This window comes from Shinella sp. GW835-FHT14H05 (genome assembly GCF_058793575.1).
The window spans coordinates 875,526-897,780 of the sequence record NZ_JBXAFY010000001.1 but is presented as its reverse complement, the minus strand read 5'-3'; the positions used below and the strand labels follow the sequence as shown (position 1 = coordinate 897,780).

19 protein-coding genes are annotated in these 22,255 nt (G+C 64.6%); 4 read left to right on the top strand and 15 right to left on the bottom strand.

Annotation, left to right across the window (positions count from 1 at the left end; translation table 11 throughout):
* Positions 1 to 266 precede the first annotated feature (266 nt).
* Entirely contained in the window at positions 267 to 1,373 is a 1,107-nt protein-coding gene (locus AC1Q6Z_RS04475; RefSeq protein ID WP_492646868.1) for a branched-chain amino acid ABC transporter substrate-binding protein, read from the top strand.
* Between the two features lie 72 nt (positions 1,374 to 1,445).
* Here the strand turns inward: AC1Q6Z_RS04475 and AC1Q6Z_RS04470 are convergent, their stop codons facing one another.
* A complete protein-coding gene (locus tag AC1Q6Z_RS04470) occupies positions 1,446 to 3,122 on the bottom strand; it encodes an alpha/beta hydrolase (protein WP_492646867.1) in 1,677 nt (558 codons plus the stop codon).
* 91 nt (positions 3,123 to 3,213) lie between these two features.
* On the opposite strand from AC1Q6Z_RS04470, the gene AC1Q6Z_RS04465 reads away from it, so the two are divergent.
* On the top strand, positions 3,214 to 3,600 hold the full coding sequence (locus tag AC1Q6Z_RS04465) for a DUF1801 domain-containing protein (RefSeq protein WP_492646866.1): 387 nt from the start codon (positions 3,214 to 3,216) through the stop codon (positions 3,598 to 3,600).
* Positions 3,601 to 3,657: 57 nt separating this feature from the next.
* On the opposite strand, the gene rpoD is transcribed toward AC1Q6Z_RS04465, so the two are convergent.
* The 6 genes from rpoD to AC1Q6Z_RS04435 form a co-directional block, all read right to left on the bottom strand.
* Positions 3,658 to 5,712, bottom strand: a complete 2,055-nt coding sequence (gene rpoD / locus AC1Q6Z_RS04460) for an RNA polymerase sigma factor RpoD (RefSeq protein ID WP_492646865.1) — start codon at positions 5,710 to 5,712, stop codon at positions 3,658 to 3,660.
* A 423-nt stretch (positions 5,713 to 6,135) separates the two neighbouring features.
* Complete coding sequence (locus tag AC1Q6Z_RS04455) at positions 6,136 to 6,483, bottom strand: GFA family protein (protein WP_492646864.1); 348 nt, start codon at positions 6,481 to 6,483, stop codon at positions 6,136 to 6,138.
* A gap of 57 nt (positions 6,484 to 6,540) precedes the next feature.
* A complete protein-coding gene (gene tdh / locus AC1Q6Z_RS04450) occupies positions 6,541 to 7,578 on the bottom strand; it encodes an L-threonine 3-dehydrogenase (protein ID WP_439616189.1) in 1,038 nt (345 codons plus the stop codon).
* Between the two features lie 33 nt (positions 7,579 to 7,611).
* Positions 7,612 to 8,799, bottom strand: a complete 1,188-nt coding sequence (locus AC1Q6Z_RS04445; protein ID WP_492646863.1) for a glycine C-acetyltransferase — start codon at positions 8,797 to 8,799, stop codon at positions 7,612 to 7,614.
* Between the two features lie 35 nt (positions 8,800 to 8,834).
* On the bottom strand, positions 8,835 to 9,290 hold the full coding sequence (locus AC1Q6Z_RS04440) for a GFA family protein (protein ID WP_492646862.1): 456 nt from the start codon (positions 9,288 to 9,290) through the stop codon (positions 8,835 to 8,837).
* Between the two features lie 125 nt (positions 9,291 to 9,415).
* Positions 9,416 to 10,144 carry a class I SAM-dependent methyltransferase gene (locus AC1Q6Z_RS04435; RefSeq protein ID WP_492646861.1) on the bottom strand — a complete coding sequence of 243 codons (729 nt, stop codon included), beginning with the start codon at positions 10,142 to 10,144 and terminating at the stop codon, positions 9,416 to 9,418.
* 129 nt (positions 10,145 to 10,273) lie between these two features.
* On the opposite strand from AC1Q6Z_RS04435, the gene AC1Q6Z_RS04430 reads away from it, so the two are divergent.
* Positions 10,274 to 11,044 carry an SDR family oxidoreductase gene (locus tag AC1Q6Z_RS04430; protein ID WP_492646860.1) on the top strand — a complete coding sequence of 257 codons (771 nt, stop codon included), beginning with the start codon at positions 10,274 to 10,276 and terminating at the stop codon, positions 11,042 to 11,044.
* Between the two features lie 35 nt (positions 11,045 to 11,079).
* Here the strand turns inward: AC1Q6Z_RS04430 and AC1Q6Z_RS04425 are convergent, their stop codons facing one another.
* The 5 genes from AC1Q6Z_RS04425 to AC1Q6Z_RS04405 all read right to left on the bottom strand — a co-directional run bounded on the left by AC1Q6Z_RS04425 (position 11,080) and on the right by AC1Q6Z_RS04405 (position 16,827).
* Positions 11,080 to 11,553, bottom strand: coding sequence for a VOC family protein (locus tag AC1Q6Z_RS04425; RefSeq protein WP_256117423.1), 474 nt, complete (start codon positions 11,551 to 11,553; stop codon positions 11,080 to 11,082).
* A 71-nt stretch (positions 11,554 to 11,624) separates the two neighbouring features.
* The gene (recQ, locus tag AC1Q6Z_RS04420) at positions 11,625 to 13,484 is read right to left on the bottom strand and encodes a DNA helicase RecQ (RefSeq protein WP_492646859.1); all 1,860 of its coding nucleotides are present in this window, start codon (positions 13,482 to 13,484) and stop codon (positions 11,625 to 11,627) included.
* A 244-nt stretch (positions 13,485 to 13,728) separates the two neighbouring features.
* Positions 13,729 to 15,696 carry a DNA primase gene (gene dnaG, locus AC1Q6Z_RS04415; RefSeq protein ID WP_492646858.1) on the bottom strand — a complete coding sequence of 656 codons (1,968 nt, stop codon included), beginning with the start codon at positions 15,694 to 15,696 and terminating at the stop codon, positions 13,729 to 13,731.
* Between the two features lie 87 nt (positions 15,697 to 15,783).
* The gene (locus AC1Q6Z_RS04410; protein WP_492646857.1) at positions 15,784 to 16,125 is read right to left on the bottom strand and encodes a hypothetical protein; all 342 of its coding nucleotides are present in this window, start codon (positions 16,123 to 16,125) and stop codon (positions 15,784 to 15,786) included.
* A 252-nt stretch (positions 16,126 to 16,377) separates the two neighbouring features.
* Positions 16,378 to 16,827, bottom strand: a complete 450-nt coding sequence (locus AC1Q6Z_RS04405; RefSeq protein ID WP_256117427.1) for a GatB/YqeY domain-containing protein — start codon at positions 16,825 to 16,827, stop codon at positions 16,378 to 16,380.
* A gap of 322 nt (positions 16,828 to 17,149) precedes the next feature.
* On the opposite strand from AC1Q6Z_RS04405, the gene carA reads away from it, so the two are divergent.
* Positions 17,150 to 18,358 (top strand): glutamine-hydrolyzing carbamoyl-phosphate synthase small subunit, encoded by a 1,209-nt coding sequence (gene carA, locus AC1Q6Z_RS04400; RefSeq protein WP_492646856.1) that lies wholly within the window; start codon positions 17,150 to 17,152, stop codon positions 18,356 to 18,358.
* A 56-nt stretch (positions 18,359 to 18,414) separates the two neighbouring features.
* On the opposite strand, the gene AC1Q6Z_RS04395 is transcribed toward carA, so the two are convergent.
* The 3 genes from AC1Q6Z_RS04395 to AC1Q6Z_RS04385 form a co-directional block, all read right to left on the bottom strand.
* Positions 18,415 to 19,800 carry an MATE family efflux transporter gene (locus AC1Q6Z_RS04395; protein ID WP_492646855.1) on the bottom strand — a complete coding sequence of 462 codons (1,386 nt, stop codon included), beginning with the start codon at positions 19,798 to 19,800 and terminating at the stop codon, positions 18,415 to 18,417.
* Positions 19,801 to 19,948: 148 nt separating this feature from the next.
* Complete coding sequence (locus tag AC1Q6Z_RS04390; RefSeq protein WP_492646854.1) at positions 19,949 to 21,202, bottom strand: TCR/Tet family MFS transporter; 1,254 nt, start codon at positions 21,200 to 21,202, stop codon at positions 19,949 to 19,951.
* 142 nt (positions 21,203 to 21,344) lie between these two features.
* Entirely contained in the window at positions 21,345 to 22,247 is a 903-nt protein-coding gene (locus AC1Q6Z_RS04385; RefSeq protein ID WP_492646853.1) for a LysR family transcriptional regulator, read from the bottom strand.
* Positions 22,248 to 22,255: the final 8 nt, after the last annotated feature.

Sequence of the window (22,255 nt, the reverse complement as noted above, 5' to 3'; positions counted from 1 at the left end):
GTAAATCTTAACAATCCGTTTTGATTCAAATGCCGGGAACAGCGCTTCCATTCACGGGTGTGATCCGCCCATCAAATATGCAAATGCATTATTTTGTTGCGCTTTTTGGCCTTCCGGCCTAATCAATCTGCAGCACGCCGGCCCTTCGCGCACGATTGTTCCGGACCGTGAAAGAACCCGCTCTGCCATCGGATCTGGACCTCGCCATCCGGGCGCGTGAGCGTTTGCGACCGGGCCTTCCCAAGGCCCCAGCCAGGAGAAAAATCATGAAGAAGCCAATTTTCGCCGGAGCCCTGCTCGCGGCTTCCGTCGCCTTTGCGCCGCTCGCCCATGCCGATATCGTCATCGGCCTCGTCGCGCCGCTGACCGGCCCGGTCGCAGCCTACGGCGACCAGGTCAAGAACGGTGCGGAAGCGGCCGTTGCCGAGATCAACAAGAACGGCGGCATTCTGGGCGAACAGGTCGTGCTGAAGCTGGCGGACGATGCCGGCGAGCCCAAGCAGGGCGTTTCGGCCGCCAACCAGATCGTCGGCGAAGGCATCCGCTTCGTCGTCGGCCCGGTGACCTCGGGCGTCGCCATCCCGGCCTCGGACGTTTTCGCTGAAAACGGCGTGCTGATGGTGACGCCCACGGCAACCGCGCCGGACCTGACGGCCCGCGGCCTTACCAACGTGCTGCGCACCTGCGGCCGTGACGACCAGCAGGCGGAAGTCGCCGCCGCCTATGTCATCAACACGCTCAAGGACAAGAAGGTCGCCATCGTCCACGACAAGGGCGCCTACGGCAAGGGCCTGGCGGATGCCTTCAAGGCCGCGCTCAACAAGGGCGGCATCACCGAGGCGCTGTACGATTCCGTCACGCCCGGCGACAAGGATTTCAGCGCGCTGATCACCCGCCTCAAGGCTGACGGCGTCGAGGTCATCTATTTCGGCGGCTACCATCCGGAAGGCGGCCTGCTCGCCCGCCAGCTGAAGGATCTTGCCGTTAACGCCACGATCATCGGCGGCGAAGGCCTGTCGAACAGCGAATATTGGGCGATCGGCAACGAAGCCGCTGGCGGCACGCTGTTCACCAACGCCTCGGACGCGCTGAAGAGCGCCGATTCGCAGGCAGCCGTCGCCGTGCTCAAGGAAAAGGGCATCCCGCCGGAAGCCTTCACGCTCAACGCCTATGCCGCTGTCGAAGTGCTGAAGGCCGGCATCGAGAAGGCCGGCAGCGCGGAAGACTCCGCCGCCGTCGCAGCAGCCCTGAAGTCCGGCGAAGCCATCCCCACCGCCATCGGAAAGCTCACCTACGGCGAAACGGGCGACCTAACCTCGCAGAGCTTCTCGCTCTTCAAGTGGGAAGACGGCAAGATCGTCGCTGCCGAGTAAGGTTTGCAATTTGGAATGTGAAACGCCGGGGTGAAAACCCCGGCGTTTTTGTTTGTGGATGGAAATTGCCCCTCACCGCCCCGCGCGAAACTTCTCCTTGAGCCGCGCAACATCCGCCTCGCTCCAGTCCGCCACCCCCGTCACCGCGATCCACGGATCGATATAGTGCTCTCCCGCATAGACATGGCCGAGCCCCATCGGCGTGGTCGTCGCCATCGCCATGTCGAGCGTCAGTTGCAGGAAGGTGACGACGGGATACCAGGCAAAATCCGGCGAGACATCCGGACCGCGCGGCACCGTCATCCATTCCGGCTGGCGATAGAAGGAATAGGGATCGTAGAAGACGATCGGGTCGCTGGCATATTGCAGGTAGACGATGCGCATCGGCCCCCAATGGTCGCCCGCCTCCGGCAGCACATTGCGCTGGCTGGTGAAGCGCACATAGGAGCCGTCGCGAAAACGCGGCAGCCAGGCGGGCGTGCCGGGATTGCGATCCGCCGTCATCTTGCGCCAGATGCGGCTGGGGAACGGCGGACCGGCCCAGAGCGCACCCTGATAGGGATCGCCGATCACCTCGAAGAGCTCGGCCGATTGTTCCGAGGAGAGCGCGCCGAGGCTGAGGCCATAGAGATAGAGTTTCGGGCGGCTCTCCTTCGGCAGCGTGGTCCAGTGGCCGTAGACGGCGCGGAACAGCGCGCGGGCGGCCTCCGCGCCGTAATCCGGCTCGGCAAGCAGCGAGAGCCAGCTCGCAAGATAGGAATACTGGATGGCGACGCTCGCGATATCGCCGTGGTGCAGGTACTCGACCGTGTCGATCCCCTCCGGATCGATCCAGCCGGTGCCGGTCGGCATGACGACGAGCAGCGTCGAGCGCTCGAAACCGCCGACACGGATCAGCTCGTCGAGCGCGATTTTTGCGCGCGCCTCCGGCGTCTCGGCCGCGTTGAGGCCGGCATAGACACGCAGCGGCTCCAAGGCCGGCTTGCCGGTGAAGGCGGCGATATCCTTGGCCGCCGGCCCCGTGGCGACGAAGGAACGGCCCATGCGGCCGAGGTCGTCCCAGCGCACCAGCGAGGTGGCGCTGCCGGATTTCAACGGATCGGAGGGCTCGGCCGTATCCGGCTCGATCACCTGGTCGAGCCGTCGGAAGGACGAATCGGCCGTGTGCAGCACGAAGCGCACGAGAAGCCCGTCGGCGAGCGTCCAGAACAGGGTCGCGGCAAGCACCGTGCCGATGACATAGGAGAGCCGCCGCGGGGCCGCGCGGCGCGAGGTGCTGGCGAAAAGCCGGACGAGAAACGCAAAAAGACGCCCGAGGCCGAACAGCACGAGAAACAGGGCAAGCGCGATGAGGCCGACATAGAAGGGATGCGCCGTCTCGATCGGCGGCAGGTCCATCAGCGCGCGAATGGAATTCTGCCATTCGGCGGTGCGCCACAGGAACACCAGCACCACCACGCCGCACACACCGCCCGCCGCCGCCTTCAGCCACAGCCGCACACGATCCTTCGGCTCCGGCAGTTCGAGCCAGAACCAGAGCGCGGCCAGGAGCACGCCGAGGCCATAACCACAGGCCATGGCAACGCCGGAAAGCAGGCCCTGCGTGACATAGGTGCGCGGCAACAAGCTCGGCGTCAGCGATGCGGCAAAGAGCAACGTGCCGAGCACGAGGCCTGTGGCCGAGAAAGACCGAGCGAGGCGCCAGAACCAATCCCGCACGACCATCCCTTCTTCCGCTGCCTGTGTCATGGCCGCAAACCTTGCATGCCGCTCGAGCCGGTGCAACCGCTGGCACGGCGACGGCTTTTCGCGATATGATCGCTGAGCAGGAGGAAAGCCCATGATGCGCAAGGAAAAGCCCGCGGAGAGCCCCGAAGCCTATGTCGCCGCCCAGAGCGGCTGGCATCGGGAGATCTTGGAGGCCCTGCGCGCCGCGGTTCTTGCCGCGGGCGACCTCGACGAACGCATCAAATGGAGCCACCTCGTCTATTTCTCCAACGGCCCTGCCCTCTTGATCCGCACCGAAGAAACCCGCGTGCTCTTCGGCTTCTGGCGCGGCCAGCGGCTGCGCGGCAGCGAATCACGCCTGAAACCCGGCGGCAAATACGAGATGGCGACGATGACTTTTGTCGAGGGTGACAGCGTCGATGCGGAAAGTGCAAGCCGGCTCGTGCGCGAAGCGATACGGCTGAATGCCGAGTTCGGCGATCCGACAAAGCTGGCCTAGATACAAAAAGCCCCGCGACCTTTTGGGTAACGGGGCTTTCTTTGTCTGTCTATCGCCTTAGCTATCCAGGAACGAGCGCAGCTTCCTGGAGCGGCTCGGGTGCTTCAGCTTGCGCAGCGCCTTCGCTTCGATCTGGCGGATACGTTCGCGGGTGACCGAGAACTGCTGGCCGACTTCTTCGAGCGTGTGGTCAGTGTTCATGCCGATGCCGAAGCGCATGCGCAGGACGCGCTCTTCGCGCGGCGTGAGCGAGGCCAGCACGCGGGTCGTCGTTTCGCGCAGGTTCGCCTGGATGGCGGCGTCGATCGGCAGCAGCGCGTTCTTGTCCTCGATGAAATCGCCGAGATGCGAATCCTCTTCGTCACCCACCGGGGTTTCGAGCGAGATCGGCTCCTTGGCGATCTTCAGGACCTTGCGGACCTTTTCGAGCGGCATGGCGAGCTTTTCGGCCAGTTCTTCCGGCGTCGGCTCGCGGCCGATCTCGTGCAGCATCTGGCGCGAGGTGCGCACGATCTTGTTGATCGTCTCGATCATGTGCACGGGAATGCGGATCGTGCGGGCCTGGTCGGCGATAGACCGGGTGATCGCCTGCCGGATCCACCACGTCGCGTAGGTGGAGAACTTGTAGCCGCGGCGATACTCGAACTTGTCGACCGCCTTCATCAGGCCGATATTGCCTTCCTGGATGAGATCGAGGAACTGCAGGCCGCGGTTCGTGTACTTCTTGGCGATCGAGATCACCAGGCGGAGGTTGGCTTCCACCATCTCCTTCTTGGCGATGCGCGCCTCGCGCTCGCCCTTCTGCACCATGTGCACGATACGGCGGAATTCCGAGATGGAAATGCCGGTCTCGGTGGCAAGGTTCTGGATCTCCTGGCGGATGTCGCGGATCGTCGTGTTTTCGCTTTTCGCGAATTCCTTCCAACCGCGGGCGGCCAGGTTGGCGATCGACTTCATCCAGTTCGGATCGAGTTCCGCGCCGGAATACTGTTCGAGGAACGAATCGCGCTTGACGCCGTAGCTTTCGGCCAGACGCAGCAAACGGCCCTCGTTCTGCACGAGGCGCTTGTTGATGTCGTAGAGCTGCTCGACGAGCGAATCGACGCGGTTCTGGTTCAGCGAAAGCGATTTTACGGCGGTGATCAGCTCGTCCTTGAGCTCCTTGTAGCGGCGCTCCTGGGCGGGCGAGAGCGTGCCGGTCGCCTGCAGGCGGGCTTCCACCTGCTGGTCCTGCAGCTTGCGCAGCTTCTTGTAGGTCTCGGCGATCGTGTCGAGCGTTTCCATGACCTGCGGGCGCAGTTCCGCTTCCATGGCGGCGAGCGAGAGGTTCGACTCGTCGTCGTCCTCTTCCTCCTCCTCCGGCGGCATGCCGTCGCCGCCGACATTGGTGATGTCGTCGTCGTTGGCAGCGCGCGGGCGGCGGTTCTTTTCCTTCTCTTCGGCCGCCTTGCGGTCGGCCTCGATCTTTTCCGGGCTCTGGAACTGGGGAGCAGCCTTCGCCTCGGGACCCGAATAGGTCGTCTCGAGGTCGATGATCTCGCGCAGCAGCGTCTGGCCTTCGTTGAGTTCATCCCGCCAGATGATGATGGCCTGGAACGTCAGCGGGCTCTCACAGAGGCCGGCGATCATCGTCTCGCGGCCGGCTTCGATACGCTTGGCGATGGCGATTTCGCCTTCGCGCGACAACAGCTCGACGGACCCCATTTCGCGCAGGTACATGCGCACCGGGTCGTCCGTGCGGTCGGTCGGCTCCTTCTTCTTGGCGGTCGCAAGCGCGGTCCCGCTCGAAGAAGCGATTTCGCCGCCTTCGCTCTCGTTGTCGTCGTCGCTCGACTCGTCGTCGCCGCCCTGGCTCGCCTCTTCGGCGTCCTCGTCCTCGATGACGTTGATGCCCATGTCGGAGAGCATGGCCATCGTGTCCTCGATCTGCTCCGAGGTCACTTCCTCGGAAGGCAGGACCGAATTCAGCTCGTCCATGGTGACATAGCCGCGCTTCTTGGCGGCCTTGATCATCTTCTTGACTGCATCATCGGAAAGATCGAGAAGTGGGCCGTCGGATGCGCCTTCGCGTTCGTTTTCGACTTCCTCGTTCTCTTTGACCTTTGTCGCCATTTATTTCGTCGCTTTCCTGAGCATCCAGTTTTCAAGCGGTCAGGGTTTCCGCAGCCGATCGCCCTTCGGCATGCGCAATCGCCTCACGGCATCCCTCACCTAACGGATTGACAATTAAATCCCGATTAACCACATCCCGGCCCGCGGGACTGTGGACATGTTGCCAAGGCAACACAATTGACATGACTTCCCGATCCGCCGTACCCATTCCTTGCTCGCCAACAATGGTGATTCCCAGAATTTTCGGTTACGTCAAGCTTTTCCGGCAAAAAAGCCGCAAAAGGTTCCGATTCGGGTTCGCGGACAGGAAAGTCGGCGGATCCGGGCGATTGAGCCTTCATGTAGGCGCAAATCCCGAAAAGACAAGAGCCGCATTCCCCGCGCCCCCACGCGTCTCACGACAGCGATTCGCACGCCAGGGTTTCAAAACGACTTTCCGTCCACCTTGGTGATCGCCAGTGTCGCAAGATCGATCGCCGGAATGCAGCGCAGATTGACCGCCGCCATGCCGTTTCCCTTCGGGTCCTTGCCCTCGCCATAGGGCGCAATGCCGCATTTGGCACAGAAATGATGCTCGATCATGTGGCGGTTGAACTGGTAGGTCGAGACGTTCTCCTCCGGCGTCGTCAGCACCAGGCTTTCCCGCGGCACGAAGGCGAGCAGGCCGCCGCGCCGGCGGCACAGCGAACAGTTGCAGTCGAGCCCCGTATCGAATTCGCCCTCCACCTCGAAGGCGATGGCGCCGCAATGACAGCTTCCCTCGTATTTCATTTCCAAAACTCCTCCCGATTCTTATATCGCACCGCTGCATGCGTTCGCGCGGCCTGCTCAGTGCCAGTCCATGACGACCTTGCCGGAATTGCCCGAGCGCATCGCCTCGAACCCGTCGCGGAATTCGTCGATCCCGATGCGGTGGGTGATGATCGGCGAAAGATCCAGCCCGCCCTGCACGAAAGCGATCATCTTGTACCAGGTCTCGAACATCTCGCGGCCGTAGATGCCCTTCAGCGTCAGCATCTTGAAGATCACCTTGTTCCAGTCGATGCCGAAGCCGTCCGGCGCGATGCCGAGAATGGCGATCTTGCCGCCATTGTTCATCGTGTCGATCATCGAGCGGAAGGCCGGCGGGGCGCCGGACATTTCAAGGCCGACGTCGAACCCCTCGGTCATGCCGATCTCGGTCATCACCTCGGCGAGATCCTGCTTGGAGGCATCGACGACATAGTCGATGCCGACCTTGCGGGCGAGGTCCAGCCGGACAGGGTTGATATCGGTAATCACGACCTTTCGCGCGCCGGAGCGTTTCGCGACCATCGCACCCATAATGCCGATCGGCCCCGCGCCGGTCACCAGCACGTCCTCGCCCACCAGATCGAAGGAGAGCGCGGTGTGCACGGCATTGCCGAACGGATCGAAGATCGCGGCGACCTCATCGGGAACATCGTCCGGGATCGGCACGACATTGTGCTCCGGAATACAGACATATTCGCCGAAGGAACCGGGGCGGTTGACGCCGACGCCCTTGGTATAGTGGCAGAGGTGCCCGCGGCCGGCGCGGCAGTTGCGGCACTTGCCGCAGACGATGTGCCCCTCGCCCGAGACCCGCTCGCCGACATGGTACTTCGTGACGGAGGAGCCGATCTCGGCGATCTCGCCGACGAATTCATGGCCCACGACCATCGGCACCGGAATGGTCTTCTGCGCCCAATGGTCCCAGTTCCAGATATGCACGTCCGTGCCGCAGATCGCCGATTTCTTGACCCGGATCAGCACGTCGTTCGGCCCGACCTCCGGCACCGGGACATTCTCCATCCAGAGGCCGACTTCAGGTTTCGCTTTAACCAGCGCACGCATCATGTTCGACATGACGAAATCTCCGCAAGGGATTCAGAGGATTCTTTAAATCACACCCAGTTCGCGCCCGACCTCGGCGAAGACGGCGATCGCCTTGCGGACATCCGCCTCGCTATGCGCCGCCGACATCTGGGTGCGGATGCGCGCCTGGCCGCGCGGCACGACCGGGAAGGAAAAGCCGATGACATAGACCCCCTTCTTCAGCATGCGCGACGCCATGTCCTGTGCCAGTGCCGCATCGCCCAGCATGACCGGAATGATCGCATGCCCCTCGCCGGCAAGCGTGAAGCCGAGCTTCGTCATCTCGCTGCGAAAGAGATCCGCATTCGCATAAAGCCGCTGGCGCAGCGCATCGCCATTGTCGATGAGGTCGAAGACCTTCAGCGAGGCGCTCGCGATGACGGGGGCGAGCGTGTTGGAGAACAGATAGGGCCGCGAGCGCTGGCGCAGCCACTCAACCACTTCCCGCTTACCCGACGTGTAGCCGCCCGAAGCCCCGCCCAGCGCCTTGCCGAGCGTGCCGGTGATGATATCGACGCGGCCCTCGACGCCGCAATGTTCCGCCGAGCCGCGGCCATGTTTGCCGACGAAGCCGACCGCATGGCTGTCGTCCACCATGACCATCGCGCGGTATTTTTCCGCGAGATCGCAGACGCCGCCGAGATTGGCGATGATGCCGTCCATCGAGAAGACGCCATCGGTGGCGATCAGCTTGAAGCGCGCGCCTTCCGCCTTCTTCAACTCCTCTTCGAGCGCTACCATGTCATTATTGGCATACCGGAAGCGCTTCGCCTTGGAGAGCCGTACGCCATCGATGATCGAGGCGTGGTTCAGCGCATCGGAAATGATGGCGTCCTCCTCGCCGAGCAGCGTCTCGAACAGCCCGCCATTCGCATCGAAACAGGAGGAATAAAGGATCGTGTCTTCGAGCCCGAGGAAGGCGGAGATGCGCGCTTCGAGCTGCTTGTGCTCCTCCTGCGTGCCGCAGATGAAGCGCACCGAGGCCATGCCATAGCCATAGCGATCGAGCGCCGCCTTGCCGGCTTCCGCCAGTTCCGCATTGTCGGCGAGGCCGAGATAGTTGTTGGCGCAGAAATTCAGCACGCGCTCGCCGGAGGTCACGGTGATCTCACCGGCCTGCTTGGAGGTGATGACGCGCTCGGCCTTGTAGAGGCCGCCGGCCTTGAGGCCGTCGATTTCGGATTGCAGATGGGCGATGAAGGCGGAGGTCATGGGCACGCACTCACGGCTTTGAGAAAGGGGGCGGCTCAGGCGATGCTCGCGGCATAACCGGCCATCAGCGGCTGAAAATCCTCCATCGGGGGGAATTTTTCATAGCTGTGCTTGGCGGGCGTCGTCGCCCAGGCGAGCTTTTCGCTCACATAGGTCTCGACGAACGGGCTGTACCAGCTCACATCGTCGAGCATGGTCGGGCGCACGTTGACGAAGAAATCGAGCCCCTGCGGCCGCGTGAACATCCATGTCATGCAATCCGGGCAGAAATGATGGCCGGCTTCGGGGTTGGCGCCGGCGATGACCGGCTCGCCCTCGACGACGGCAAAACCCTCCGTCGGGATCGCCGCGCTCAGGGAATAGGCGCTGCCCGACATGCGCTGGCAGCCGGTGCAATGACAGGCCATGGCGATGAGCGGCGGCGCGCTGATGCGGATCTTGACGCGCCCGCAGCGGCAGGCGCCGTCGAGCGGCAATTTCAGTTTTCCCATCGCTTGGCTCCCCTTCCGATTGAACGCGGGCTGTCTTTTTGATCGTGATGCCGGCGATTTCCACGGGGATAGTTCTAGCGCAGCCGCAAGCCGCGTAAAGGGCTCTCGTCGCCCTTTCGCTGTTTTCAACCGCGCTCGCAGGCGATCAGCAGGAACATCGGCCGGTTCAGTTCCACCTGCCATTCCGGATGCTCGGCAAGCTGCGCCGCACTCGGCCGCCACTCCTCGACATGGCGGATCGTGAAGCCGGCCGCGATCAGCGCATTCAGCGTCGTGCCGAGCGTGCGGTGATATTTGACGACGCCTTTGGCGAGCCAATCCGTCGTGCGCGGGCCTTCCACCAGATAGCCATCGACCGGCCAGACCGTCCGCCCGCCGACCTCCGCCCAGTCCGGTGCCGATGGCGCCATGTAGATCGGATGTTCGACGGTGAAAACGAAGGACGCACCCGGTGTGAGCGCGGCATGGACCGTGCGCACCAGCCGGTCGAAATCCGCGACATAATGGAAGGCGAGCGACGAATAGGCGAAATCGAAGGCGCCCTGCGGTAGATCGAGCGTGTCGAGGTCGGCGATCTCGTAGCGCACGGCCGGCGAGGCCGTTTCCGCCCGGGCGCGCGCAATCATGTTTTCCGAAAGGTCGAGGCCGAGCACGCTTTCCGCCCCCTCCGCCGCCGCATGCCGCGCGAACCAGCCGAAGCCGCAGCCGAGATCGACGATGCGACGGCCCTTGAGATCGGGCAGCAGCGCGCGCACGGAACCCCATTCCGCCGCGCCCGCAAGCCCATGCACCGAGCGCGGAAGGCTGCTGTAGCCTTCGAAAAAGGCGGGCTGGTCGTAGATGTTCTGGGCCATGGCAAAGTCCTTTTCCTGCCGGACATAGCCGTTTTTTCCCGGCAGGCAAAGCCGTGCCCGGATTGACGGAAGGGATTGACAGAACCGGCCTGCGCCTGTCCGGTGGCGGCCGGAAAAATGGGTGCGACGATGACGATACTGGACAGGTTTTCCCAGAAGGGCCGCGTGGCGCTGGTCACCGGTGCCGCCCGCGGCCTCGGCTTCGAGATCGCCAAGGCGCTTGCCGAGGCCGGCGCCCATGTCGTGCTGACGGGCCGGACGGCGGCGACGCTGGAGGCGGCCGTAGCCGCGATCACCGAAGCAGGCGGCAGCGCGTCCGCGAGCGCCTTCGACATCGCCGACCGCGCCGCCCAGCGCGACACGCTCGCCACGATCGACCGCACGCACGGCCGGCTCGATGTGCTCGTCAACAATGTCGGCGCCCGCGACCGCCGGCCGCTTTCCGAGATGGACGACGAGGCCATCGACGAGCTGATCCGCACCGATCTTCTCGCCGCCGCCAGCCTCGCCCGCGACGCCGCCGCCCTGATGAAACGCCACAGCCACGGCCGCCTCATCTCCATCACCTCGATCGGCGGCCATGTCGCCATGCCGAACGACGGCATCTACCCGGCCGCAAAACACGGCCTGACCGGCCTGATGCGCAGCATGGCTGTCGAATACGGCCCGCACGGCATCACCAGCAACGCTATCGCGCCCGGCTGGTTCGCCACGGAAACAAACGCCGTGCTCGCCGCCGACGAGGATCTGATGCCCTTCGTGCGCCAGCGCATCCCCGTCCAGCGCTGGGCGCGCGCAGACGAAATCGCCGGCGCCGCCCTGTTCCTCGCCAGCGACGCCGCCTCCTTCGTCAACGGCCACGTGCTGGTGGTGGACGGCGGGATGACGGTCCGGATGTAAAGGCGCCCCTCAGCCAACGCCGGAACAACGGTCCATCAACGCGCCGCAGCGGCGGCCTCCAGGCCGGCAATGTCCAGTTTCACCATCGTCAGCATCGCCTCGGTGACGCGCTTGACCTTCGCCTGGTCCGGGTCGCTCATCAACTCGCCGAGCCGCGCCGGCGCGATCTGCCAGGAGAGGCCCCAGCGATCCTTCAGCCAGCCGCATTGTTCCACCGAACCGCCCTCCCTCAGCGCATCCCACAGCCGATCGAGATCGCCCTGCGTCTCGCATTCGACCATGATGGAAAAGCTGTGGTTGAACGGATCGAGCGGTCCGGCCTCGATCGCCATGTAGCGCTGGTCGCCCAGCGTGAAGCTCGCGATCTTGACGCTGCCCGGCGGGCCGCTCGGCGTTTCCGCAAGCAGCGGCGAAACCCAGTGAACCGAAGAGCCCGGGATCAGCGACGTATAGAGGCCGATGGCGGCCTCCATGTCCTTTTCGAACCAGAGATGCTGCGTGACTTTCATCGTGACGTCCTCCTTGGTGAACTACAGCAAGGACGAACGAGCCACGAACGTTCCGACAGGCTTATAAAAAACTAGCCGGCAAATTCCTCTATGACGGCCAGGAAGGCATCGCCGAACCGGTCGCGCTTGGAAACGCCGATGCCAGGAATGTCCAGAAGCTCCTCCCGGTCACGCGGCCGCTCCTTGGCGAGCGCGATCAGCGTGGTATCCGGGAACACGACATAGGGCGGCACGTCGAGGTCCTTGGCGATGGCGAGGCGCTCGGCGCGCAGAAGCTCGAAAAGCTCGCGTTCCGAGCCGGCGAGGTTGGAGCGCTCGCGGGCGGCGGGCGAGTTGCCGGCCTTGCCTTTGCGGCCCGCCTGCGGCCGGTCCTTGCGGAAAAACACTTCCCGCTCGCGGCGAAAGACGGCGCGCGCCTCCTCCTCCAGCTTCAGCGCACCGAAGGCGGCATGGTCGACACTGATCATGCCGGACGCCAGCAACTGCCGGAAGATCGATTGCCATATGCGCGGCGCGATATCCTTGCCCGCGCCGAAGACCGGCATTTCGGTATGGCCGAAGCGCTCGGTCTTCTCGTTGACCGACCCCATCAGCACGTCGATGACATGCGCCGCGCCAAAACGCTCACCGGTGCGGTAGACGGCGGCAAGCGCCTTGATGGCGGCTTCGGTGCCATCCCAGGTCTCGACCGGGTTGCGGCAGGTATCGCAATTGCCGCACTGGCCGGCATGCGATTCGCCAAAATGCGCCAGGATCGCCTTGCGCCGGCAGCCGGACGTCTCGCAGATGGCGAGCAGCGCCATCAGCTTGGCGCGCTCGATGCGTTTGATCTCGTCGGCCGCATTGCCCTCGTCGATCATCCTGCGGCGCTGCACGACGTCGGCCATGCCATAGGCCATCCAGGCGTCCGACGGCAGGCCGTCGCGACCGGCACGTCCCGTCTCCTGGTAATAGGCCTCCACCGAGCCCGGCAGGTCGAGATGGGCGACATAGCGCACATCCGGCTTGTCGATGCCCATGCCGAAGGCGACGGTCGCGACAAGGCAGAGGTTTTCCTCCTTCAGGAAGGCATCCTGATTGGCATCGCGCACGGCGCGGTCGAAGCCCGCATGATAGGGCAGTGCGCGAACGCCCTGCGTGTTCAGCCATTCGGCGGTGTCCTCCACCTTGGCGCGCGAGAGGCAATAGACGATGCCGCTCTCGCCCTGGTGGCGCCCCAGGAAGCGCAATAGCTGCTGGCGCGCCTGGTCGCGCTCGGCGATCTCGTAGGAAATGTTCGGCCGGTCGAAGCTGGTGGTGAAAACCTCGGCATCCTGCAAGCCGAGCCGCTCGATGATATCGCCGCGGGTATGCGGGTCGGCGGTCGCCGTCAGCGCGATGCGCGGCACGCCGGGATAGCGCTCGCCGAGCATGCCGAGCGTGCGGTATTCCGGCCGGAAATCGTGCCCCCATTGCGAGACGCAATGCGCCTCGTCGATGGCGAAGAGCGCGATGCGGGCATCGGCCACCAGCTCGGCGAACCCCTCCGTGACGATGCGCTCCGGCGTGACATAGAGCAGGTCGAGCGTGCCCGCGCGCATCGCATCGCGCACGGCGAAGAACTCGTCGCGCGTCAGCGAGGAATTGAGCGCCGCCGCGCTGACGCCAAGCTGCTTCAACGCCTCCACCTGGTCGCGCATCAAGGCGATCAGCGGAGAGATGACGATGCCGACACCTTCGCGGCACAGTGCCGGGATCTGGAAGCACAGCGATTTGCCCGCGCCCGTCGGAAACAGCACGACCGCATCGCCGCCCACCGCCACATGTTCCACCACCGCCTGCTGCTTGCCGCGGAAGGCGTCGTAGCCGTAGACGCGCTTCAGCACGTCGAGCGGCGCCGACGGCGCGTCGAACAGCGCGGAGAGAGAACGGGACGATTTGGTCTGGGTCATCAATGGCACCTTCCTCCTTTCATTCTGGCCAAGTGCACCACCATGGGCAACCGCCCGACCACCAGCTTTTGCCTTCACACACAATGTTCTTGATTTGTTCTTATTTCAAGGCTAAGTTGCAAATAAAGTGAAAGAGGGGAGAAAAACGGTGGGCATCGACGCGACACTTGCCCTGTTGGGCGCCGTCCTCTGCGAATTCTTCCGACAGGAAGGACTTGATCCCACCGGGGTCGCAAGAGCACTCCTATTTCCCCGCCGGCCCCTTCACCCTGCCGGACAGCACGCCAAAACCCTCGATGATGGCTTCCTGGTTTTCCATGCGCACCGTCTCCAGTTGCACCTCCTGGAGGGCGCGCAGGATTTGCGGCACGCGTTCGCCGTCGCCCTCTTCGGTCGAGACAGCGAGTTCGCGCTCCAGTTCGCGGCGCTGCCAGAGCAGCGCGCGGGTGCGCTTGTGCAGCGCGAGCGCCTGGAGAAAACCTTCGCGGGCATCCTCGGGGGCGGCCTCCGCTGTCGCGGTCCAGAGGCGGGAGTTGCGGACCTGCTGGTCGAGGCCCTTGAGCAGCCCATCGAAACCCGCCGTCTCCAGCTCCTCGATCAGCCGGTCGCGCGCAAGCCGTGCGCCGACGGAGCCGGCTATGCCGAGCAGCGACGACCAGAGCCGCTGCAGGTCGCGGTGCTCGTATTCGATGATGGCGATCTCGTCGTAATCGCTGAAGAACAGGCCGGGATGGTTGACGACGGTGAGCGCCAGCACGCTTTCGCGCAAGGGCGGCAACCCTTCGGCGCCGCGCACCAGCGACGATCGCGCCAGCCGATCGGATATACCAGACGAGACCGCATTGCCCTGCGGCGCATTGCGGCCGCCCCGGCCCTGCCGGTTGCCGGAAAAGTTGCCGCCACCCTGCCGCTGCTGGGCGGGGCGGAAGAAGGCGTTGAGCCGGTCGCGCATGTTCTGCTGGTAATGGCGCCGCACGTCCTCGTCGACGATCGCGGCCGTGACCTGGCGCAGGCGCGCTTCGAGCGCCGCGCGGCTTTCCGGCGTGTCGAAGGAGGCGCCTTGCACTTCCCGGTTCCAGATCATCTCGGCGAGCGGGCGCGCGGCCGCCATCACCTTGTCGAAGGGCGCGCGGCCCTCGTTGCGCACCAGGTCGTCCGGGTCCTTGCCATCCGGCAGCAGCGCGAAGCGTATGGTGCGTTCCGGCTTGATGAAAGGCAGCGCGAGCTCGGCGGCACGGTTTGCCGCGCGGATGCCGGCACCATCGCCATCGAAGCACAGCACCGGTTCCGGCGTCATCTTCCAAAGCAGGTCGAGCTGGTTTTCGGTGAGCGCCGTGCCGAGCGGCGCCACGGCATTCTCGATGCCCGCCTGGTAAAGCGCAATCACGTCCATATAGCCTTCGACGGCGATGATCGTGCCGGCGCCGTCAACCCCTTGAGCACCCTTCCGGGCGCGGGCGTGATTATAGAGCACGCTGCCCTTGTGAAAGAGCTCGGTCTCGTTGGAGTTGAGGTATTTCGCTTGGGCATCTGGCGACATGGCGCGGCCGCCGAAGGCGATGACCTTTTCGCGCACGGAGAGGATGGGGAACATGATGCGGTCGCGGAACCGGTCGTAGGAAACCGGGCGATCCGGCCCGTGCACGACGAGGCCGCAGGCCTCGATCGATTCCTTCGGCACGCCCTTGCCGGCCAGGAATTCCTTGAGAGCATTGCGGCTTTCCGGCGCGTAGCCGAGGCGGAAGGTCTCGATGGTGCGGCCCGTCAGCCCGCGGTCGCGCAGATAGGCGCGCGCCTTGGCGCCCGCTGGCGTCTGGAGCTGGTCCTCGAAGAAGCGCGCCGCCATTTCCATGACCTCGACGAGGCCGGTGCGCTCCTTCTCCCGCTGCTCCGCCTCGCGGTCCGGCTGGGGCATGGCCACACCCGCCAGGTCGGCGATCTGCTGCACGGCCTCCGGAAAAGACAGCCCGTCGAGATCGGTGAGAAAGCGGAAATGGTCGCCGGAGACGCCGCAGCCGAAACAATGGTAGCGACCCTTGCGGTCCTCGCAGTGGAAGCTCGGCGACTTTTCGCCGTGGAACGGGCAGCAGGCCCAATAGTCGCCGCGCGACACATTGGTCTTGCGGCGATCCCAGGTCACGCGCTTGCCGATCACGTCGGAAATGGAGACGCGGTCGCGGATCTCGTCTAGGAAGGCGTTGGAAAAGCGCATGGATACCTCGATCAGGCTCCATATAACCATGCGGGGGAGCTATCGCCAGCACTACTCGGCTGCCCACAGCAATTCACAGGCTGCCCGTCAAAAGCCCATGTCCGGCGCGTAGAAACAGCGCGGCGTGTCCTCGGTCGGGTAGAGGCAGAGATGATATTCGCCATCCGGCGAGTGGCGGGTCGTATCCTGCGGCAGGCGGAAGATATGGGCGCGCGTGGCAAGCCGGTGGTCGCCGGGCGCGAGCGTCACCTGGTAGCCGCCCTTGATGATGCGCACGGTCGTCGCCGGGATCATCTGGCAGTCGCCATTGTGGCTGTTGCCGTTGCAGCAGAACTGCTCGTATTGCCAGCCGCTCGCCGCGTCATGCGCAAGGGCGGGGCCGGCAAGGGCGAACATGCCAAAGGGGAAAAGAAGAAAGGTCACGCGCATCGGCTCGGTCTCCGTTAACGAGAACGGCCACCGGGACGTTTACGCATGAACAAAACCGGCGGCACAGCATGCACTTCGCCGGGGCGGGCCGATGCGCGCACGCATCGTCAGGCTCCTGTTTCGCGGTGTTTAACTGTGCGCGGCGTTTTTGGTTCCCGTCAAGAGCGCTGGCATCGTGCCGCGGCACGAAACCCCTGCCAACAAAAAGGGCGGCTGACGCCGCCCTTGCCTGTAGACCCGGTCGCTGCCGGATTATTTCAGCAGTTCCTTCACCACGCCGGAGGCTTTGGCGAAGTCCATCTGGCCCGGATAGCGCTCTTTCAGCGCATTCATGCACTTGCCCATGTCGCGCAGGCCGTGCGCGCCGGTTTCACTGACCAGCGAGGCACAGAGTTCCTTCATCTTCTCTTCCGGAATCTGCGCCGGCATGAAGCTTTCGATCACGACGATTTCCTGGCGCTCCTGGGCGGCAAGCTCCGGGCGGCCGTTTTCGCCGAAGATCTTGGCGGATTCCTCGCGCTGCTTGATCATCTTGGCGAGGATCTGCATGATCTCGTCGTCGGCGACCGGGCCCTTGCCCACGCCGCGATTGGCGATATCGCGATCCTTGATCGTTGCCTGAATCAACCTGAGCGTCGAAACGCGGCAGGAATCCTTGGCCTTCAGCGCATCCTTCAGCGCATTTGCGAATTGCTCGCGCATCATTTTCTCCATAGGAAGCCGCCCGGCGCCGGATGCGCGAGCGGTCTTCGATAGTGCTTTCTCGTGCATGCTCATAGACCGGCAAAGGGGCCGCGGGCAAACGGATTACATAAGCGTTTGAATTTCAACGCTTTATAATTCCACGCAATCCACAGGCGGCGGTTGACCCCGTCATCCGCTTTGTCTATTTTCCGGCACCTGCACGAAATTTGGCAATCAGGGCGAACCAACGCGGGTTTCCGCGCGCCCTTGCCTGCGAGATAAATGGTGCGCGGCCGCCCGGCTTTCAAGCCTTACGCCCGGCACCGGAAACGGGATACTCATGACCTCGACCCCCGCATGGACCACCGACAAGCCGACCGCCCTGCTCGTCCTCGCCGACGGCACGGTGATCGAAGGCAAGGGCATCGGCGCCACCGGCAAGGTGACCGCCGAAGTCTGCTTCAACACGGCGCTGACGGGCTACCAGGAAATCCTGACCGACCCCTCCTATCTCGGCCAGATCGTCACCTTCACCTTCCCGCATATCGGCAATATCGGCGCCAATGACGAGGACATCGAAGACCTGACACCGGCCGCCCGCCACGGCGCCGTCGGCACGATCTTCAAGGCCGACATCACCGACCCTTCGAGCTACCGCTCTGCAAAACATCTCGATGGCTGGCTGAAGGCCCGCGGCATCATCGGCCTCTCGGGCATCGACACGCGGGCGCTGACCGCCTGGATCCGCGAGAATGGCGCACCGAACGCGGTCATCGCGCATGACCCGAACGGCGTCTTCGACATCGAGACGCTGAAGGCGGAAGCCAGGGCCTGGAGCGGCCTCGTCGGCCTCGACCTCGCCAAGGTCGCCTCCTCCGGCCAGTCCTCGCGCTGGAGCCAGGAGCCCTGGGTGTGGAACGAAGGCTACGCGGACCTCGCGGACGCGGACGTGAAATACCACATCGTGGCACTCGACTACGGCGTGAAGCGCAACATCCTGCGCCTCTTCGCCGGTCTCGGCTGCAAGGTCACCGTCATGCCGGCAACCTCCACCGCGGACGAAGTGCTGGCGCAGAAGCCGGACGGCATCTTCCTGTCGAACGGCCCGGGCGACCCGGCGGCGACCGGCGAATATGCCGTGCCGGTCATCAGGACGCTGATCGAGACGGGCATTCCGGTCTTCGGCATCTGCCTCGGCCACCAGATGCTCGGCCTTGCCGTCGGCGCCACGACCGAAAAGATGCATCAGGGCCACCACGGCGCCAACCATCCGGTGAAGGACCACACGACCGGCAAGGTCGAGATCGTCTCGATGAACCACGGTTTTGCCGTCGCCTCGGCCTCGCTGCCGGAAGGCGTGGAAGAAACCCACGTCTCGCTGTTCGACGGTTCGAACTGCGGCCTGCGCCTCGTCGGCAAGCCGGTCTTCTCCGTGCAGCACCATCCCGAGGCCTCGCCCGGCCCGCAGGACAGCCACTACCTCTTCCGCCGCTTCATCAACCTGGTGCGCGAGAAGAAGGGCGAAGAGGCCATTCCGGAACGGGCGTAAGCTTCACCTTCCGCAAAACAAAAGGCCCCGGACGTCGCGTCCGGGGCCTTTTTGATTCAGGCGGGTCGGGCCGCGCCCTGGGTCACCAGGCGATAAAAGCGCCAGTTGAGCAGGATGGCGGCGGCGGCAAGGCCGCTGACGAAGCCGAACCAGACGCCGACGCCGCCGAAACCGGCCGGGAAGGCGAAGAACCAGGCGCAAAGGAAGCCGATCGGCCAATAGGAGATCAGCGCCAGGATCATCGGGATGCGCGTGTCCTTCAGCCCGCGCAGCAGGCCGGCAGCAATCGCCTGGAGACCGTCGACGAGCTGGAAAATGCCGGCGATCACCACGAAAGGACCGGCAATCGCCAGAACGGCGGCCGAATCCTTACCCGCCGTGTCGAGGAAGATCGAGGCGAGCGTGGTGGGCGCGAGGGCGAAGAGGATGCCGCCGGCAACCGCAATGGCCGCCGCAACGGCCAGCACCGTCCAGGAGGCCCGGACCACGCCGAGGCGATCACCCCGGCCATGCGCCACGCCGACACGCACCGTGCCGGCCTGCGCCAGGCCGAGCGGGATCATGAAGGCGATCGAGGCGAGCTGGAGCGCGATGCCGTGGGCTGCCAGTTCCAGCGTTCCGATATTGCCCATCAGCAGCGAGGCGCCGGTGAAGAGGGTCACTTCGGCAAGCATGGTGAAGCCGATCGGCAGGCCGAGCTGCACGACCTCGCGGAAGGCGGGCCAGTCCGGCCGCCAGAAGCGCACGAAGAGCTCGTAGCGCCGCAGCTCCGGCCGAAGCTGGATATAGGCGGTGAGCAGCACGAAGCTCAGCACATTGACGCCGACGGAAACGATCGCCGCCCCTTCGATGCCGAGTGCGGGAAAGCCGAAATGGCCGAGCACCAGCGCATAGGCGAAGAACGCGTTGACCGACAGGATGACGATCGTGACATAGAGCACGACGCCCGCCCGGCCATGCGCGCTGACGAGGCCGCGCAGCGTCATGAAGAGCAGCGCCGGCGCCATGCCCCATTGCGCGATCTTCAGGTAGCTGCCGGCGAGCGCCGCCACCTCCGGCTTCTGGCCGGCATAGAGCAGGATGCCCTCGACATTGTAGAAGACCGGGATCATCAGCGCCGCATAGATCAGCACCACCCACATGCCCATGCGCACCGAGCGGCGCACGGAGACGGCGTCGCCCCGGCCATAGGCCTGCGCCACCATGGGCATCACGGCATTGGCGAAGCCGGAACCAAGGATGAAGATGGTGAAGAAGAACTGGCTCGCCAGCACGATCGCCGCCAGATGCGCAGCCCCCAGGCGGCCGAGGATGACCACGTCCGTCGTGTGAATGCCGAGCTGGGCGAGCTGCGCGCCGATCAACGGCACGCCAAGGGTGAAGGTCGCCCGGAAATGGGCGCCCCAGCTATTGTCCGCGCGCTGCGTGGCCATGTGCATCATAATTCTCACTTTCGTGACGCTTCGGATCACAAAGTCCCGCCGCGATCAATCAAGTAGCTGTGATCTTTTCATCAAAAATGCGCTGAATCGGGTTTCTCGCGCAGGTTTTGCGCGAAAATTTCGTCAAAACGTCACGGTTGAAAGCGCTTCAGGGCGATTGCGCGGCCAGAGTCTCGCTTGGCCCCGCATCGGCGCCGCGCAGCTTCACGATGAAAATCACGAGGCCGATGAAAAGGATCACCGCCGCCAGCGCATAGGGCGCACCGGCAAAGACCACCGGCGCCGCCGGCCCCGTGAAGTGGCTGAACACCTGCGTGAAGATGAGCGGTCCGATGATCGTCGTGATACTGGAGACGCTGGTGAGCGCGCCCTGCAACTCGCCCTGGGCCGATGGCGGCACGCGCACCGATGCGATCGAGCGCAGCGGCGGGTCGGCAAGGCTTTCCAGCGCCGTCAGCGCGATCACCGCATAGACCATCCAGCCCTGCCAGGCTGCGGCATAGCCGGAGAGGCCGAGTGCGGCGAAGGCGAGGCCGACGATCGCGGTGCGATATTCGCCGAGCCGCGGCACGACGCGCGGCAGCACGAAGGCCATGACGACCGCCCCGCCGATGCCGAAAACGCCGAGCGACAGCCCGATCTGCCCTTCGCTCCAGCCATAACGCAGCGCCGCGACGAAGGGCCAGACGGAGGGATAGACGGCATGCGCCAGCCAGTAACAGAAGAAGACGAGCCCGACCCACAGCACGCCCGGATATTGCCGCATCTGCAACAGCGCGCCGAGCGGATTGGCGCGGGAAAACTCGAAGCGGCGGCGGTTGGCGGGCTCCAGGCTTTCCGGCAGCAGGACCCAGGCCGCGACGAAATTGAGGAAGGCGAGCGCCGCCGCGCCATAGAAAGGAATGCGCGGCCCGAATTCGCCGAGCAGGCCGCCGATGACCGGGCCGAGCGCGAAGCCCGTGCCGAAGGCGATGCCCATCAGTCCGAAATTTTTCGCGCGCGTCTCGTCGGTGGAGACGTCGGCGATATAGGCGGCGGCGGTGCCGAAGCTCGCGCCGCTGATGCCGGCCAGCACGCGGCCGATGAAGAGCATCCAGTAGCTGGTGGCGAGCGCGCAGATGAGGTTGTCGATGGCGAAGGTGAGGATACAGGCGAGCAGCACCGGCCGCCGGCCGAACCGATCCGACAGGTTGCCGATGAAGGGCGCGAACAGGAACTGCATGCCGGCGTAGACGAGCAGCAGCCAGCCGCCGTCGATCGCCGCCTGGCTGATGTTGTCACCGGTCAGTTCGCGCAGATAGGTCGGCAGCACCGGCATGATGATGGCGATGCCGATCACGTCGAGAAACATGATCATGAAGACGAGAAAGAGCCCCCGCCGGGTAGACCTGGCATCGATCATGGTGTCACCTCTGGAATGATCGGCGCCCATCGCGGCGGGCAAAACGTCAGGCGGGGAGTTGTATTTCACTTTTTCCTGCGAAACAATCCGTGAACATCGCAAAATTTTTGATGATGCGGATGTGGCACACTGATGCTTCGCCTCATTCGGGCCAGGGATTGGCCTTCACGAAATCGACGAAGGCGCGCAGCGGCGCCGGCATCAAGATGCGGCTCGGATAGTAGAGGAAGGGGCCGGAAAAGGTCTGGATCCAGTCCGGCATGACGATCCGGAGCGCGCCGGTGGCAAGCGCCGGCGCGAGGAACTCCTCGAAGGTGCAGACGAGGCCGAGGCCGGCCGTGGCGGCGTGCAACTCCACCTCGTTCAATCCGGAGATGAGGCAGGCGGGCGGCATCAGGGACATCTTCTCCTCGCCGCGCTCGAAGGCCCAGGGCAGCACGCGGCCGTTGGCGAAGCGGTGCAGGATGCAGCGATGCTGCATCAGGTCGCGCGGATGGTCCGGCGCGCCGTGCTCGGCGATGTAGGATGGCGCGGCCGCGACGACGAAACGCTGGCGGCGCGGGCCGATCGGCACGGCGATCATGTCCTGGTGCAGCGCCTCCTCGTAGCGGATGCCGGCGTCGAAACCTTCCGCGAGCACGTCGACCAAAGCGTCGTTGGAGGCGACCTCAAGCGTGATGCCGGGATAGGCCTGGAGGAAGGGCGTCGCGATCGGCGGCAGCACGAAGCGGGCGACGACGCCCGGCACGTTGAGCCGCAGCCGGCCGACCGGGCGGTTGCGCAGGCTGTTGACGCCATCGATCGCCGCCTCGACTTCGGCAAGCGCCGGCGCCAGGCGCTCCAGCAGGCGCTCGCCGGCATCCGTCAGCGTCACGCTGCGCGTCGTGCGGTTGAACAGGCGCAGGTCCAGCCGCCCTTCCAGCCGCCGCATCGCCTCCGACAGCGCCGAGGCGGAAACGCCTCGGAGCTTGGCGGCCGCGCGAAAACTCTTCACCCGGGCGATGGCCACGAAGGCATCGAGATCGGCAAGGGGGATCTGGCTCATTGTTTGGA